Genomic DNA, 17,756 nt, shown 5'->3' on the forward strand with positions numbered 1-17,756 from the left:
CTTATGTCAATTACCAGATTGTTGTTATTCAATGCAGGACTCTGTCTTTATATTGCCGGATGTCATAACAACAGCGGTAATTCTGTCAGCGGCAATCAATCTGCTACCACTGGTAGTACAATTACTACCACGGCAGATAGCGGTCCGCAATTCAAAAAGGAAGCTGTCCTTTATTTTCTCAGTAAGGTAAATAATGATACCCTCCGCCAGATCGATATCGAACTGGCCACCAACGACGCTGAAAGAGCGCAGGGCCTGATGGACCGAAAGTCCATGTCTGATACACAAGGTATGTTATTTATCTTTCCTCATGCAGAAGAACAATCTTTCTGGATGAAAAATACATACATCTCCCTTGACATCATTTATCTCGATGAGAACAAGGAGATCGTATCAGTCCAGAAATACACCACTCCTCTTTCAGAGGAAAGCCTTCCCTCCTTCAAAAAAGCGCAGTATGTGCTGGAAGTGAATGCGGGATTCTGCGATAAGTATCACATCGCATATGGTGATAAGATCAGTTATAAAGAAATAAAGTAGTATAATGATATTACTATAAAAATAAAGCCCGTTTCGCTCATCGAAACGGGCTTTATTTTTTGCTTGCAAGCATTATTTCGATACCTTTATACCAGCCATAGCATTTGACTCCTCGCAACGCTGTGTATTGGAAATAAAATCATTCCTCTTACAGTGTGATTATAGAATATACCATACTTCATTTCTATTTATTCCCTCCCTGCCAACAGTCATTCGTCCAGTAATAAATGTTCGTGTCATTCGGAGACATATATTGATCACTTTTTAATCTTAACATGTGAAAACTATCCTGATTGTCGACGACGAAATCCATATCTGCACATTGCTAACCACCATCCTTGCCAAAGAGGGTTATGAGGTAGATCATAGCGTATCCGGCGCTGTTGCTATTAAAATGGTAAAAGAAAAAATATACGATGTTATCTTTTGTGATTACCGGCTGAAAGACAAGGAAATAGACGGCAGTGTTTTATCTCTTAAGATCAGGGAATTAAGCCCTGCTACCGGCATCGTTGTAATGACCGGTTATCCGGATGTACGGATAGCTATTCAACTGATCAAACAAGGTATCTACGACTATATTGTCAAACCATTGAGCGCAGCCCAGGTTGTTTTGCTGGTGCAGAAAGTCCTCCTTCATCAGGCTGTTATCTCTAAAGAACAATTGCCACCTGCCAATCCCCCAGCGACAGGTCCTGTTTCCACTTACATATCACACAGAGGACAGCTCAGTCGATTTGTTTATGGTACAGGAAATACCTCAAAGGAATTACATACGCAGATCAAACTGATCGCGCCCACTGACTATAGCGTTGTTATTCTGGGAGAAACCGGTACAGGTAAAGAATCCGTCGCACATCTGATCCATAGTCAGAGTAAACGGAAAGACAAACCGCTTATAGCCATTGATTGCGGAAGTCTTTCCCGCGAGTTGGCATGCAGTGAATTGTTCGGGCATGAGAAAGGCGCATTTACCGGAGCTGTGCAGGCTAAAACTGGCGCCTTCCAGGAAGCTCACGGAGGTACTTTATTCCTTGATGAAATAGCTAACCTGTCTTACGAGGTGCAAACTGCCTTATTAAGGACTATACAGGAAAGAGTTGTACGCCCGGTAGGCAGTACGAAAGAAACACATGTGGACATCCGTATTATTGTGGCCTCTAACGAGGACCTGCAACAGGCCGTTTTAGCCGGCAGATTCAGGGATGATCTATATTACCGGCTCAATGAATTTGCGATAAACGTACCTCCGTTACGTGAACGCCCGGATGATCTTCCGCTGTTCATATCTACATTCAAACAGGCCGTTGAAGACGAACTGGAAAGAGAGTGCGGTCCGTTGTCCGACGAAGTACTGGCTGCATTTTCCAGTTATTCCTGGCCGGGTAATATCCGGGAACTTAAAAACGTAATGCGGCGTATCTGCCTGTTGTCAAAAGATAGAGAACCTATCACGGCCGACCTCCTCCCGGAGGAATTACAACCTGTTTCTAAAGAATCATCCGAATCAATTGCAACCGGCGAGGCTAATTTAAAGAATGTTACGAGACAGGCTGAATACCAGAAGATCCTGGATGTATTGCAAAAGGTACGCTTCAATAAATCGCAGGCGGCCAGGTTGATGAACATTGACCGAAAGACGCTTTACAACAAGCTGCACACCTTGAACATACTGTTATGAGCTTATTTCAGCTCTTCCATAGTGAATGATCTCTGACGTCCTTTATATTGTTTTCTAACATCCTGTATATCCTTCTCCGTTACTTTAGCAGCGTGATTACTCCATGCGCTACGAATGAAACTCAGCACCTCTGCAATATCCTTGTCAGAGAATTCATCATTGCTCCCTATACCGGGCATATCACCACTTATTTCCGGCGCTTTATATTGCTTGCCGGCCACATTAACAGGTCCGGTCAGTCCAAACAAAACAATAGCCGCCAAACGGTGTTTGTCGCCCGTTACAATTTCTGACTGATTTAACGGAGGCGCAAGCGATTGTATACCATCTCCATCTGCCCCATGGCAAGTCTGACACACCGTTTTAAACAAGATGGTCCCACGTGGATAAGTCTTTTGCAGGCTTTCGTCCATGCTCGCCTTCTTATGATTTTCGATATCCTTCATCACCCTCTTCAGGTGTTTGTATAGTACCAGGGTGGTATCATTCTTCCATGCCGTAAGCTGCGCCATTAATGCCGTTTCTTTACCCGCCATTCTGCTGATAACGGCATCTGATACATATGGATCATTAGCGCACATTCTTACGAGTTGCAATTGCAGGGTATCTGTTTCTTTCTCCAGTTGCGGAGGGAACGCCGGCAGTAATAGTGCTACATAAGGCGCCAGGAAAACATTTCGCTCAAGGCCGGTCAGCTCCTTCAATATTTCCCTGCCGTTGGAAGGGGTGATCACAGCCGGAAGTGCTGCGAGCGCCTGCGCCTGGATATATGGATTATGCTGATGAAGCATTACCATTACATCTGACAATTGTAGCGCACCTAAACCTTCCAATGTCCAGAGTGCATGGATCTGTCCGTTCACGCTATCCCCACGTTGCAGGCGTTCTTTCAATGCAGGCGCCAGCGAGGTGTAATGATTATCAACGATCATCTGCTGCGCCTTGTCACGCACCCAGCCATTGGGATTGTCCAGCAATGCCAACAGTTTACCGGGTTCATTCTGTATCTGTACAGGAACTGTTTTCTTACCTGCAGGTACGATACGGTAAATGCGGCCACAGTTCAACGGATTGGTCAGGCTACGACTTTTGATCTCATTTTTAAGATAAGGCGTGAGGTAAGTTTTATGCTGAATGATGCCTCTGTACATATCTACGATGTACAAAGCGCCATCCGGGCCATCATACAAGCTTACCGGTCTGAAACGTTCATCATTGCTCGACAGGAATTCGTAGCCCTTATAGGCCTGGTGTCCCTTTACAATATAACCGCTGTCTTTGATAATATTCCTTTTAATGAGGTTGCCCGAGGGCTCCGCTACGAAAATATTGTTATCATAGGCCTTACCCAGCAATCCACCTCTATAGACCAATGGTCCGCAGGCAGCCGTCATATTACGTAGCCGGAGGCTATCGTCCAGAACGCCTTTCATATACCCTCTGTTCACACCGGTGGTAGCCCTGACTGGATACACCCGATTGTCGGGTACGATCTTTTCATCATAACCGGATACATTTTTCTGCTGCGGATTATGGGCGCCCAGTCCGGCCGGGAAATAATCGCCCAATACGTTTTCAGAATTGTTGTTATAAAAGAGACGGCCGTAATTATCCTGGGAAATTCCCCACTGACCGCGGAAATGTGTTTGTTCTTTTAACCATTTGCCACCTATCTTACGGTAGCGCTTATCTGATTTTGCATTGTAGATCCAGTTATCCATGGCTCTCAGCAAACCGTTCGGCTGGTGCTCCACATTACCACCTTCTGTATATTTATCATCAACCAGTGTTCGTTTTCCGGGTTTGTCATTGTTGATCTCAACAAACCATAACTTCGGAGGTTCAGCTATCAGAATACCGTTCTCCACAAAGCAGATAGCTCTTGGTAATACGAGGGAATCGAGGAATATATTGCGTTTATCTGCCACACCATCGTGGTCCGTATCTTCCAGGATCACTACTTTTCCGTTGGGAATATCTTCCCCGGTACCACTGGTATCGGGCATATAACCTGTCATCTCTACCACCCACATACGTCCCTTTTCATCAAACGTCATAGCAACCGGCACTGTTACGACTGGCTCTGCTGCAACCAGCTGTACTTCCAGACCTTTCTCCACTTCCATATGTGAGATAGCTGTTTTTGCATCCAGAACGGGCGATGCTGCATATTTTTCACGAATAGCCAATGAGTCTGATTCCTTTGAGGACTTCGTGCTCCCACCGTTGTTACATGCTGCCAACAAGAAGCCGATCGCTAAGAGATAAAACCTGTAACGCATTCTTATAAATCGATTGTAAAGCCCAAAATATAAATTAAATTAGGAAATAGGAATTAAGAATGAGGAATGAAATATTGATGCGGTTGACCGGCAGCGGGCTGTTACAACCTGTCATTTTCAATTCCCAATTCCTAATTGTTTATTTATCTTCGTTTCTTTTATACCATTTATCGCGCTTATGGGACGTTTCCAAGGATTGTTAGGGATAATTCTTATCCTGGGACTTGCATACCTGGTTTCCAACAACAAAAAAAAGATCAATTTCCGGCTGGTAATCAGCGGAATAGGCCTGCAGGTATTAATTGCCCTGCTCATCTTTAAAGTAGGGTTTGTTTTCCGCTTTTTCCAGGGTATCGGGAAGGCAATGGGCAAACTGGAACAATTTGCCCGCGAAGGCGCTGCTTTCGTATATGGAGGCATTGCCGTAGAACAGGCGCCGGGTACGATAGGCAACTACCTCACCGGTGGGTTCGTATTTGCATTTAATATTACTGCAGCTATCATACTTGTATGTTGTCTTGTGGCAATTCTATATCACTATGGCATCATGCAGCGCATTGTAGCGGTGATCGCGAAGGCGATGAACGTCATTATGCGCGTGAGCGGCGCGGAAGCGCTGAGTAACGTGGCCAGTGCCTTTGTGGGCCAGATCGAGGCCCAGGTAATGATACGCCCTTATCTGCCTTATATGACCAAAAGTGAGTTACTGGCGTCTATGAGCGGAAGTCTGGCCTGTATTGCCGGGGGGATACTGGTAGTATACTCCAATATGGGCAAGGCCGCCGGCATGGACCTCGCGCCGATGCTGATCACTGCCAGCCTGATGGCGGCCCCTGGTGCACTGGTGATCTCCAAGATCGTTTTTCCCGAAACGGAAGAATCGCAGACAATGGGTAAAGTGAAACTGGAGGTAAAAAGCCAGTATGTAAATGTGATCGACGCTATCACACATGGAGCGGGCGATGGTTTTAAAATAGCCATGAACGTGATCGCGATGATCATTGGTTTCGTGGCGCTTATTGCATTCCTTGACTGGGGATTACTGAAGATAGGTCAGCTGTTTCATCTGGACTTCGTACTGAGCCTGAACTGGATCTTCGGAAAACTCTTCTATCCTATTGCATGGGCTATGGGCGTGCCTACTTCGGACGTAAACAGCGTAGCGACATTGCTCGGACAGAAACTCAGCATCAACGAATTCATTGCCTTCAAGAACCTTACAGATAAGACTGTGCCCGTGTTAACGGAAAAGGGATTACTGATCGTGAGTATCGCGATCTGTGGATTTGCCAATTTCAGTAGTGTGGGTATGCAGATAGGTGGTATTGGCGTACTTGCGCCGGAAAGACGCGCTGATCTCGCCAGTCTTGGTTTAAGAGCGCTCTTCTGCGGAACGCTGGCGTCCTACTTATCAGCTACGATTGCAGGAATACTGATTTAAGTAAGTACACATAAATACTAACAAAATCCGCCTTATCATCTTCCGGTACGCCGGCAAGAGGATAAGGCGGAGCTCTTTATAGTATCAATCAGATTAGCTTAGTCTTTTAACCAGGTCTGCCAGTACAGCATCCCAACCTTCGTACTGTCCTTCGTCAGTTCTTACATCTCTCATTTCAGACGCGGCTCTGATCTTCTCAACAACAGCTACAGCCAGTTTGCGAAGTGCAGGTGTAGCCAGCAGGTCAAGAGAATCCAGGTTGTCGAGCGGATCTTCCGGGAAATCTTCACTTGCTTTTCCAGCCAGTGCGGCAACTACTTCTGCTGCCGCCAAAGCGTCTTCGCATTCGGATGTATCCAGTATGCCATCCTTGTTAAGTGTGAACTGCAATGTGTCGGCAACCATGCCGCCATCTTTGTTGTCCATCATTTCAAATACCCAGTCTTGAGAGCCATCATTTTCGAAGTTTCTGGTACCCCATGTGCCCATGATATGTAGTTTTTTTGGTTTGCTTTATTGATTAACTTAGTTGAGACTTCTGAAATCCACCGGTACCAGCTTACTTACGCCTGGTTCCTGCATGGTAACACCGTAGATCACATCCACTGCCGCCATTGTCTGCTTGTTGTGCGTAACAATGATGAACTGCGAATTGTCTGAGAACTTACGGATCATGTTTGTGAATTTACCAACGTTGGCATCATCCAGCGGCGCATCCACCTCATCGAGGATACAGAATGGTGCTGGTTTGATCAGGTAAATAGCAAACAGTAATGCTGTTGCTGTCAGTGTCTTCTCTCCTCCGCTCAGCTGTGTGATAGCTGCCGGACGCTTACCCTTCGGTTTGGCAATGATCTCGATACCAGTATCTGCCAGGTTTTCAGGATCGTTCAATATCATATCACACTGGTCTTCCTCGGTGAACAATGCCTTAAATACACGTACGAAGTTTTCCTTTACCTGGTTGAAGGTATCCAGGAATTTCTGGTTAGCGGTTGCTTCCACTTCCTGAATAGTGGCCATTAACGACTCCTTCGCAGTTACCAGGTCATTCTTCTGCTCCAGTATAAACTCATAACGCTTTTTCATTTCCTGGTAGGCCTCGATCGCGGTAGGGTTGATCTCTCCCATATTCTCAAGGCGCTTCTTCAATCGTTCGGCGCTTCCCTGCAATTCATCTACCGGCAATGTGGAACTACGCTGTTCGTCAATGATCTCGTCGAGGTTCACTTTAAACTCTACGCTAAGCCTTTCCTTCATAGATGCCAGCTGTAATTTCAGTTCATTCACCTTGTCCTTGATCACTGTCAGCGCCTGCTCGAGCTGTTCTTTGGCACGCTGGCGTGCACGAAGGCCGCTTTCCTTTTCCTGCAGCTGGTTACGGAAGTTATAGTATTCCTGGTCCTTTTCGTTCAGTTCCTTCTCTTCTTCTTCTTTCCGGCGGAACAGATCGATCAGTCCATCTTCTGCTGTTCCCAGCTTGTCCTCCGCAGCCGCAATATTTGCTACTGCATCTTCCAGCTGTGATTTATTACTGGTGATCTGCGTATGCAGATCAGATAACTGTTTGCGTTTAAAGTCGAGTTCCTGTCTCAGGGCCTGCACCTTACTTTGCTGGCGTGTATGCTGCAGGTTCTGGTTATTGAACTGCACATTGGCCTGGTTGAACTGTTGTTCAGCATCTGCCGACGCTCTCTCTGCCGCTACAATGCTGTCATGCAAGGTATGTACCTTTTCATTCAGGTCTTCCAGTTCTTCCTTTACACCTGAAATGCTTTCCTGGTTAGCTGCCAGGGAATCCTGCATTTCCAGCAGGCGTTTTTCGCCAGACTCGATCAGGTGACGGAAGTTCTCAATACGGTTCTGCAATCCGAACACCTGGTTATTCAACTGGTTGATCTTCTCGCGGGCTGTATTGATATTATTTTCGTTCAGCTGACTGTTATATCCTAATACCTGGTTGTGTTTGTCCTGGATCTGCTGACGCAGTGACGCTACTATTTCTTCCAGCGCTTTGATCTCTTCATCCAGTTTTTCCAGGTTCTTGGCACGACCCAGTTTCTTTCCTTCAAATAATCCTACGGAACCACCACTAAAACTGTACCTGCCGCGGTTCATCCTGCCGCTTTTCTCTATCACAAGTACGTCCTGGTCGGCCAACTGACTGAATTCCAGGTTGCTGATATCTTCCGAGATAAATACTTTACCCAGCAAATAATTACCCAGCCCCTTGTAACGCTCTTCGAGTTCAACCACTTCCAGTGCCGGAATGGAACCTGATGGTGTGAACAAGCTTCCACCCTGGTGGTGGAACTGGTCCAAAATAAAGAAGTTAGCTTTCCCCTTTTTATTGTCATCCAGCAAGCGGATAGCCTGAACTGCTTCTGCTGCATTATTTACAACATAGTAGTTCAGATAAGGTTCAAGCAGATTCTCTACGCAGGTACGGTATTCTTCCTTACAGAAGAAAATATCACTCAGGATAGGCGCGTTATTATTCCAGTCTGTATTCTTCTTGAGGAACTTGATACTTTCAGGATAACCCTCCAGGCTGTCCACAAGGGATTTTAACAGGTCGTATTCATTCTTCTTCTGGTCCAGCGCACGATTCTCGTCCACCAATTTATCGCGGAGGCCTTCTATTTCACCTTGAGTAGCCAGGATCTTACCTTTGGTCTCTTCCTGGAAAGCTATCATATCTTCCAGGTCTGCTTTCTGGTCCTGCAGTGTTTCCTGAAGCGATACTTTCTCTTCTTCCAGTTGTGTGATCTGCAGCTGACGTCCTGTCTTTTCTTCCTGTAACTGGTGTATGCTTCGTTGCAGGTTCTGAACGGAAGTATCGGCTACCGCCACTTTCTTTTCTGCCTCAAATTGCTGCCGTTGCCATTGTTGCTGATCGCGGCGTAGGTTTTCGAGAGATAGTTTCTTTTGATTAAAGGCTTCTTTCTTCTCGTCCACCATGTCCTGCAAGCCTTCCAACTGGTCCTGCAGTGATTCGAATGCGTCCTGCTCTTCTTCTACCTGTGTTTCAGTAAACGCGATAGAATCTGTCAATCCCTGCAACTGTCCTTCTGCATTACTCAGGAACTGACTGATATTGCGTTCCCGTTCTTTCAGATAGGTGAGCTGCTGGCTGGCCAGGTTCTTATCGTTTTCCTTCGTACGGATGGTAGATACCAGTTCGTTAAAGGACTTCTGCAGCACCTGCAGTTCCCTTTCCTTGGCGACGAAGTGCAGTTTATCTTCTTCCACACTGGCTTCTGAAGATGCGATCTCCGCTTCCAGCGCCAATTTCTTATCACTCTCCGCCTGTTGTTCGTCTGTCAGATCTTTAAAGGTGACGTTGAAACCTTCCAGTGCGGCTTTTGCAAGCTCAATACTGATCTCGCGATATTCCTTCTTTACCTCGTAGAAGCGCTCGGCTTTACGGGCCTGGCTTTCGAGGGTCTTTAAGTTATTATTGATCTCAAACAGCAGGTCCTCAATACGGTTCAGGTCACCTTCTGTAGCATCCAGCTTGGATTTGGCTTCCTTTTTACGCGTTTTATAGATGGAAATACCGGCAGCTTGTTCCAGCATACGGCGGCGGCTGTTCTCTTTGTCTTTGATGATGTCGTCCACCATCCCCAGCTCAATGATGGCGTATGAGTCGGTACTAACACCAGTATCCATAAATAAGTTATGGATATCTTTCAGGCGGCAGGCTACATCATTCAGGCGGTATTCACTATCCCCGTTCTTGTAGAATTTACGGGTGATAGTAACAGTAGTGAACTCAGTTGGCAATACATTGCGGGTGTTCTCAAACGTCAGGCTCACTTCGGCCATACCACTGGCAGAGCGTGTCTTGGAGCCATTGAACACCAGCCCTGACTGATTCTCTGAACGCAGGTTACTGATCTTATGCTCGCCTATCACCCAGCGGATGGAGTCGATAATATTACTTTTGCCGCATCCGTTGGGGCCAATTACCCCCGTTACGCCTTCATCGAAGTGTAACACCGTTTTGTCAGCAAAACTTTTGAAGCCTTTGATTTCTAATGTTTTTAAACGCACAATTGCTTCGCTTTGTTTTTTTAAGCCGTCAAAGATAACTATGATTTCTCTGATTTATGACCAGGATTTGCCTAATCATACTATAATAATCCATTTTTACCAGACTATTTATCTCCTTTTTTTGATAATCAGTATCTTAATCCTAGCCGGTCGCCTTTATTTTTCCAAAGAAAACAGTAATTTATCAGACAACCATGTCCCGATTAGAATTTAATTATACACAGTTGTGTATAAATTACAGGTCAATGGTTGACCGGTAGTCGGGATGGATGATATTTGCGACTGTAGTATTATATTTAAACAGTATACCGTGAACAGAAGATAGCCGTGCGTGCGGATCAAGCATTCTTTTTGCTTATCAGCGATTTAAATAACTTTGTATATATTAAAATTTCCAGATGCGGCATTGGGTTCAGGAAGTCAGGAATTTCGTTTATAGCTATCATTTCAGTACGGGATTACGTACTACCATTAGTGTGGTGGTACCTTCCATCGCATTTTCCATGATGGGCGACCTGCCTATGGGGATTGTGGTTTCCCTCGGCGCGCTGGCCACGGCGTTATCGGATGTAGCCGGTACAGCACTTCACAAGCGTAATGGTATTCTGACCGCCATTGCATTTATATTCTTCACGGCCGTTGGCACAAGCCTTGTTGCCCCCTATCCCATTCTTATGACCGGCTGGATACTGGTTTGCTGTTTTGCCAACAGCATGTTGCTGGTATATGGCAACCGTGGAGGTAATATTGGCATTGCCTGTTTGCTGGTGATGGTGTCCATTCTCGGAGAGACGCCAAGTAGCCCTGCCAGCGCCATGATCGACTGCCTGTTAATACTGGGGGGCAGCGTCTGGTACGGTTTCCTGGCCCTCCTGCTCTGGCAGATCCGGCCTTATTTAAGCGTACAGCAGATGTTGTCAGAGTGTATCATAGAAACGGCCCACTACCTCGAAGAACGGGCGGGATTTTATGAGAAGGGCGCTGATAAAGACTTTGATGAGATCTTCAGATCTGTGCTCGCCCAGCAGGTGATCGTGAGTGAAAAACAGGAAGCTGTCCGTGAGCTGCTCCTCAAACGCAGGTCCGCACAGCAGGGTTCTACAAGTATCAATAAGAGCATGGTGCTTATTTTCCTTGATATTGTAGACCTGCAGGAACAGATCATGGCTTCACAGACGGATTACCTGGCACTGCACAAGGACTTCGAAGAAACGGATATCCTGGAAAAGTTCCATACCCTTATCATGCAATTTGCTTCCGAACTGGAGCTGATCGGGACTGCGGTGGCCGCCGGACAACGTTCCCTGCCAAAAGCTAACCTACGGTATGAGATAGAGAAAGTGCAGCATGCTATTGCAGAAATCCGTAGAAAATTGCCGACGCTGAAAGAACGTGCCCGGATCATCACCCTTACCAGTATCCTGCATAATCTCCAGGATATGACACACCGTATTTATAACCTGCACCGTCTTACAAGACTAGAGAGGGTAAAAGATCAAACAATAGACCCACGTATACAACTGGCAAGTTTCACTACGCGTAATCGCTACGACCTGGAAACATTGCTGAACAACCTGACATTTCAATCACATATCTTCCGGCATGCCCTGCGTGTAAGCATTGCGGCCGTTACAGGTTATTTGCTGGGACAGGTGCTACATCTGGACAGGGTGTACTGGGTGCTGCTGACGATAGTCGTCATTCTAAAGCCCGGCTTTGGCATCAGTAAGACCAGGAGCTATCAGCGTATCATCGGGACTATTACAGGCGCCTTATTCGCCGCAGGCGTATTATTCACGACAGATAACACGACGATCATCTTCACTCTGATGCTGATCTGTATCCTGGGGGCGTACAGTTTTATGACGCAACAGTATACCATTAGTGTATTCTTCACGACGCCTTTCGTTATATTCCTCTTACACTTCCTGCATCCCGCTCACCTGCAAAATGCGGAACTGCGTGTGCTGGACACCTTTATAGGCGTGGGCATAGCATTCCTTTCCAGCCTTTTACTGTGGCCAAGCTGGGAACACAACTACCTGCCCAGTTATATGACCAAGATGATGCAGGACAATGCACGTTACTTTGAACAGGTCATACGCCTCTATACCAAACAGGAGTTTGCGATAAATGATTTTAAACTTGCAAGAAAGGATACAAATGTGAGTGCGGCTAACCTGATGTCTGCCTTCCAGCGGATGTTATCCGAGCCTAAAAGCAAGCAGATACATGGTTCTGAGATCTATCACTTTGTGGTATTGAGCCATTCCATGATGTCTAACATTGCATCACTGGCCAATTATGGATTGGTGCATGGCGTCAGTTTTCCTAAACCGGAGTATAAGCTGATCCATCAGTACATGCAGCAGCATTTTGACTGCATCATAAAATTACTGGAAGATCCTACCTATAAACCAGCCCAGCTGCCTGCCAGCATTGAAGCTTTTGAAACACTCGACGTAGAACTGGAAAGTATCTTCCAGCGCAGGCAGGAGGAGATCAACCAGGGTAAGGGAGATACTCCTCTCAGGGATGAGCTGCGGGAAACGAAGATCATCCGCGATCAGCTGCACGCCATGCTTTCATTACTGAAAGACATGAAGAAAACGATCGATAAGACTATTGCTGATTGATAATGCCAAACTGGTCGGACAAAGGATCCAGGTTTTCCAGTAACATATCAAAAAATGCCGGTCCCTGTTGCACATACCAGGGCATAAAGTTCTCCTTTCTTTCCTGTAACGAGTTTGCCGGGAACAATCTTATTTTAAGGTTGCGGATCTGCTCCGTTTGCCAGCCAAACTTTTTCTTCTCTGCCTTCAGAAACTTATGTTCCAGCTTTCCGATAGATTTTACGGCCCTGGTGCGTTCGGCCGCCACGGAGGCCTCCAGTGTTACGTCTATCTCTCTCGCCTTCAGCACCAGGTCATCGAACAGTTTCTCCACCGCGGCATACTCATCTTTCAATACCAGCGCGGCATTCGTATGTTCCTGCACAAACCTGTTCACCAACTCCTCCGTATCTTCAAAAAGATCTGTCACTGACAGTCCGAGTTTCTGCAGGCGTTCCCGGGAATTAGCATCTGTAAGCAGGAAAGAGTTACGCAATATCAACACAGGGAACGGTACCCTGTAATGGTCAAATAACGATTGCAGCTCCAGCCAGTAGGCAATCTCACCACCACCACCAATGAATGCGATGTTAGGCAGGATAGTTTCCTGCAACATACCACGCAATATTACATTGGGGCTGAACTTTTCGGGATGTTCCTCCAGCTCTTTTTCAAGGTCATCAGCAGTAAATTCCACCGGCAGGTGCAACACTTTCCAGATGTCCCCTACCTGCACAATACGTTCACGGGAGGTTTCTGTCAGGTAAAACAGGTTGATTTCCCTGGGATTAGCCTGAACTTTATGATGCTTTGAAAGGGCTTCTATTGTTTCATTGACAATCCGGTACGACTGCTGCTTAAACAGTTCATCCTTCATGACGGGTATAAATAGCTTTTTCAGCTTCGGATTATCAGGTACCAGTACAACCAGTCCGTAACGGCCAAATAGTTCATTGACCAGGTAAAGGGTGGCTTCCTGAATATTCTTATGCCCGAGGTAGGCACGCTTTAACAGTTCGATCAGTTCTTCGGCATATGGTCCGTAGCCCAAAGCGTCTTTCACCTTTCCGATCAGCTCTTCAAATCCTTCGGGCTGCATACGTCCTACAGCTCCCTCCTGGTCAGTCGGCCAGGTGATCGTCTTACCATCAATGTAGACGTGGCCCAATTCATCCAGGTCGGCGTCTTCGCTTCCCATGTAGTAAACGGGCACAAAATTATACTGCGGATATTGCGTCTTGAGCTTGCCAGCTAACTTAATGGTTTGCAATATCTTGTAAACGAAGTATAAATAACCGGTGAAGATGTTCGGCTGATGTGCCGTGGTGATGGTAAAGGTCTGCTGATCCAGCAGGCTGTTAATATTATTACGAACGTTGTCGGTAATGTCCAGGTGCTTATACTGTTCCTGCAAGGCAGCTACCAGGACGTCCCGCTGTTGTGGGAAGGCCTTCTTGGCGTTTATAACTGCCTCAAAATCAGGCTGTACCGGAGAGTACTTATAAAAAGGTCGGAGATTCGGATGCTCGGCCAGAAAATCTATTACCAATTGATTGAAATACCCGGTTTTACCATACGGGATATGACTTACAGGTTGCTCCATACGCTACACGCTGATTCTTTTAGATGCACGAAGGTATGGAATGAATCGAGAATCATCAATTACGAATTACGAATGGTTAAAATATGGAAGGAGCGGAAGAAAACGGTATACCTCATCCTTTCTACAGTGTTCATTACGCCTTTCTGTCGGCTTAATATAAGGTTACTAAAAGATCACCAAAAGGGCATTAAAAGGGCATCTATATATCCAATCGATATTGAAGTGACCTTTAAATGACCTTTTAACAGCGTTTTGGTAACCTTATATATACCTTAGTGAAACGGGATAGTAAACCTGTAACTATGAACTCAGAAGCCTTTTTAGGGCAATTATTAAAGACAATATCCTCATACAACTTGTAGGGCTGCAATTGGCAAACGGATCACGATTCACACGGATCCCCCGAGTATTCAACTTAATCTGCGAAGAACGGACACGGAAATAAAAAAGGCCGCGGGAATTTCCGCAGCCTTTTACTTGTTATTTGAGCTAAGAGGAAAATAATATCTTCCCTCTCATTTATACTTCATATGTGTTATATACCTGACGTTTACATGCCTCATTGGTGGACCTGAACTGATCCGGGAGTTTCACGCTGCCGATCTATATCACAAACCCATCCGGTAAGACCATCCCGTTCTTGATCACGACAATGCCATCTTTGACAGCGTATAGTTCATGATCGCCGTCAGGCAGTACTGTTCCGCTGACATTGATCATCACGTTATTTCCTATACTACAGTTCTTATCTATGATAGCGTTGTTGATCTGGCAGTTATCGCCTATACCCATTGGAGGATGGCCTTTTGCCTGGGCCTTGGCCAGGTCTTCCAACGTCTGGTAATGGTCGCTACCCATTACGTAGCTGTTGGTAATAACAGAGTTCCGTCCGATACGGGTCCTGATACCCACTACACAGCGCTCCAGGTGACTGTCCAGTATGATGCTACCGTCTGAGATAACGGTATTTTTCAAGGTACCGGAGATCTTTGCCGGTGGCAGCATACGTGCACGGGAATAGATGATCTGGGACTCATCGAAGAGGTTAAACTTAGGTATCTCGTCTGTGAGTCCGAGGTTAGCTTCCCAGAAGGAGCTGATGTTTCCGATATCAGTCCAATAGCCTGTATATTGATAGCTTACCACTTTCATGTCGGCGTTGATCGCGTAGGGAATCAATTCCTTCCCAAAGTCGGTAGAGGACTGCTGACCATTCAGGAGGTCATACAGCGTCTGACGGCTGAAGATATAGATACCCATGCTGGCGAGGTAGACCCTGCCTTCCTGCTGCATCTCTTCACTTACCGGAGAGGCCCAGGGCGCGAGAACGTCCTGTTTAGGCTTTTCGGTGAAGGAGGTGATCAGGGCTTTGTCGTCCGTTTTAAGGATCCCAAAATCGGAAGCGTCTTTAGCATTCACCGGGATGGTGGCTATTGAAACATCCGCCTGACTTTCTATGTGATGCTGTAGCATTTCACGGAAATCCATCTGGTAGAGCTGGTCGCCGGAAAGGATGAGCACATATTCAAACTCGTAGCTATCTATATGATGAAGACATTGACGCACGGCATCTGCGGTACCCTGATACCAGGTTGGGTTGTCGGGCGTTTGTTCAGCTGCGAGAATATCTACAAAAGCTTTACTGAAATGGCTAAAGTGATAGGTATTCTTGATATGCTTATTCAGTGACGCGGAATTGAACTGAGTGAGCACGAAAATGCGGTTCATGTCGGCATTCAGGCAATTCGAAATTGGAATATCCACCAGGCGGTATTTACCAGCTACCGGTACGGCAGGTTTGGATCTCTTGCGCGTAAGGGGGTACAGGCGGGTTCCGGATCCGCCACCTAAGATAAGGGAGATAACTGCGTTAGACATATATTACGATTCTTTGTTTCAGTTTTTGGGTTAGGATCAGTGTACTACAATTGAGCTGTATAATTGCAGATATTCTGCAGCTGCACTGTCCCATGAATGATCAAGCTGCATTATTGTTTCGCGGATATCATGCAATTTTGCAGTATCTCTGTAAAGCTCTACGGCACGGCCTACGGCAAGACACGCATCCCATGCTGCAGCATGAATAAACCGGATGCCAAATCCACCGGGATCGCCGAAGTCTGTAACGGTATCTTTTAATCCGCCTACGCTGCGAACAATGGGGATTGTTCCATAACGCAATGCATACATCTGGTTCAATCCGCAGGGTTCCACCCGGCTTGGCATCAGCAAAAAGTCACTTCCCGCATAAATTCTGTGAGACAAAGCCTCATCATATCCAAACTGCACATTGAAATTTGCTTCGGTATATATTCTTGTTTGTTGCAATGACCATTCCACATGTGGATCTCCACTGCCCAACAACAGAAAATTCAATTGTTGTTTCTGCTCATATATAGACCTGCCAATGATCTCGGGCAACAGATCTGCTCCTTTCTCTCCCACTAAACGACCTATAAAGGATATCAGCGGGAGTTCCGGATTGAGGTTAAACTGCTCACACAGCTGTTGCTTTATGTCACGTTTTGCTTGTACAAATGTCTGTTCATCATAATTGACTGGTAGCATAGGGTCCGTGGCAGGGTCCCAGACTTTTGTATCAATACCGTTCAATATACCAACAGCTTTCCCCCTTTCATAGTTCAGTAAATCTTCTAAACCGTTGGCACCGGTAAATAATTCTTCCATGTAACTGGGGGATACTGTTGTGAACCGCCAGGCGCATTTAATAGCTGCGGCCAGTGGATTGATGGCGCCGTCCCAGCCTAGAAGGCCGGCTTTCCAGAGATCGAAACCGGGTAACTGGTATAACCTTTCCCAGCCAAACTGACCCTGGTATTGGGCATTATGTATTGTTAAAACAGTAGCAATATTTCTCAGACGCTCATACTTGTATGCATGCGTCATCATGAACGGGATCAATCCGGTGTGATAGTCATGCACATGCACAACATCCGGTTGATGCTGCCATTCGTTCAGCCAGTCCAGTACTGCTACCTGGAACGCCAGGAAGCGTTCCGTATCATTGTAGTAGCCGTACACTTTTTCGGTATCCAGCAGCCGGGGAATATCGACCAGGTAAAGGTCAAACCCCAGGAAGTTAGTTACTTCCCTCCATACGTTGAAGTGATACCAGCTGTGTCCTAACCAGCATCCTCCCTGGTGTACCAGTTCAAATTCGTGTGTGTGAAAAAAACGGGTATTATATGCAGGCATCACTACCTTGGCTATATGCCCTGCCTGGAACTGGTACTTGGGCAATGCTCCCACTACATCCGCCAGACCTCCTACTTTGGCTACAGGGTAACACTCCGCGCTAACGTGTAATATCTCCATGCTTAACGATTAATACTGTTCTTTTAAATTACCTTGTAAAAAGCATATTACAAAGGATTGTCCAAACTTTATTTGGGGGTCTTTATCCTGCAATACACTGCTGATCTAAATCCTGACGTGCGGTCTAAGTTAAATCAATCTCCTTATATAACAGCTGATTTAAACAAGCGTTTTTTTTTAACTCTCCCGTAACTGTTAGCCC

Annotated in this window: 10 protein-coding genes; 4 read left to right on the forward strand and 6 right to left on the reverse strand. The window is 46.1% G+C overall.

Annotation, left to right across the window (positions count from 1 at the left end; all coding sequences use genetic code 11):
- The first annotated feature begins 3 nt into the window (after nt 1-3).
- Both C7475_RS04885 and C7475_RS04890 read left to right on the forward strand, forming a co-directional pair.
- Nucleotides 4-540 carry a DUF192 domain-containing protein gene (locus tag C7475_RS04885; RefSeq protein ID WP_110051692.1) on the forward strand — a complete coding sequence of 179 codons (537 nt, stop codon included), beginning with the start codon at nt 4-6 and terminating at the stop codon, nt 538-540.
- 277 nt (nt 541-817) lie between these two features.
- Entirely contained in the window at nt 818-2,221 is a 1,404-nt protein-coding gene (locus C7475_RS04890; protein WP_110051694.1) for a sigma-54 dependent transcriptional regulator, read from the forward strand.
- Between the two features lie 2 nt (nt 2,222-2,223).
- Here the strand turns inward: C7475_RS04890 and C7475_RS04895 are convergent, their stop codons facing one another.
- A complete protein-coding gene (locus C7475_RS04895; RefSeq protein WP_110051697.1) occupies nt 2,224-4,503 on the reverse strand; it encodes a c-type cytochrome in 2,280 nt (759 codons plus the stop codon).
- Between the two features lie 178 nt (nt 4,504-4,681).
- Between C7475_RS04895 and C7475_RS04900 the strand changes: the two genes are divergently transcribed.
- Nucleotides 4,682-5,944 (forward strand): NupC/NupG family nucleoside CNT transporter, encoded by a 1,263-nt coding sequence (locus C7475_RS04900; protein ID WP_110051700.1) that lies wholly within the window; start codon nt 4,682-4,684, stop codon nt 5,942-5,944.
- A gap of 93 nt (nt 5,945-6,037) precedes the next feature.
- On the opposite strand, the gene C7475_RS04905 is transcribed toward C7475_RS04900, so the two are convergent.
- Both C7475_RS04905 and smc read right to left on the reverse strand, forming a co-directional pair.
- Nucleotides 6,038-6,433 carry a DUF4259 domain-containing protein gene (locus C7475_RS04905; protein ID WP_110051702.1) on the reverse strand — a complete coding sequence of 132 codons (396 nt, stop codon included), beginning with the start codon at nt 6,431-6,433 and terminating at the stop codon, nt 6,038-6,040.
- Between the two features lie 36 nt (nt 6,434-6,469).
- Complete coding sequence (smc, locus tag C7475_RS04910) at nt 6,470-10,000, reverse strand: chromosome segregation protein SMC (RefSeq protein WP_110051705.1); 3,531 nt, start codon at nt 9,998-10,000, stop codon at nt 6,470-6,472.
- Nucleotides 10,001-10,398: 398 nt separating this feature from the next.
- Here smc and C7475_RS04915 point away from each other — a divergent pair, with 398 nt between their 5' ends.
- Nucleotides 10,399-12,636 (forward strand): FUSC family membrane protein, encoded by a 2,238-nt coding sequence (locus C7475_RS04915; protein WP_110051707.1) that lies wholly within the window; start codon nt 10,399-10,401, stop codon nt 12,634-12,636.
- On the opposite strand, the gene bshC is transcribed toward C7475_RS04915, so the two are convergent.
- From bshC to C7475_RS04930, 3 genes are all read right to left on the reverse strand, one after another.
- A complete protein-coding gene (gene bshC / locus C7475_RS04920; protein ID WP_110051709.1) occupies nt 12,623-14,218 on the reverse strand; it encodes a bacillithiol biosynthesis cysteine-adding enzyme BshC in 1,596 nt (531 codons plus the stop codon). The genes C7475_RS04915 and bshC overlap by 14 nt on opposite strands.
- Before the next feature lie 603 nt (nt 14,219-14,821).
- Entirely contained in the window at nt 14,822-16,096 is a 1,275-nt protein-coding gene (locus tag C7475_RS04925; RefSeq protein ID WP_110051712.1) for a glucose-1-phosphate adenylyltransferase, read from the reverse strand.
- 36 nt (nt 16,097-16,132) lie between these two features.
- Entirely contained in the window at nt 16,133-17,554 is a 1,422-nt protein-coding gene (locus tag C7475_RS04930; RefSeq protein WP_110051714.1) for a glycogen synthase, read from the reverse strand.
- Between the last annotated feature and the right edge of the window lie 202 nt (nt 17,555-17,756).

The organism is Chitinophaga sp. S165 (assembly GCF_003182155.1).
In the GTDB taxonomy this organism is placed as follows: domain Bacteria; phylum Bacteroidota; class Bacteroidia; order Chitinophagales; family Chitinophagaceae; genus Chitinophaga.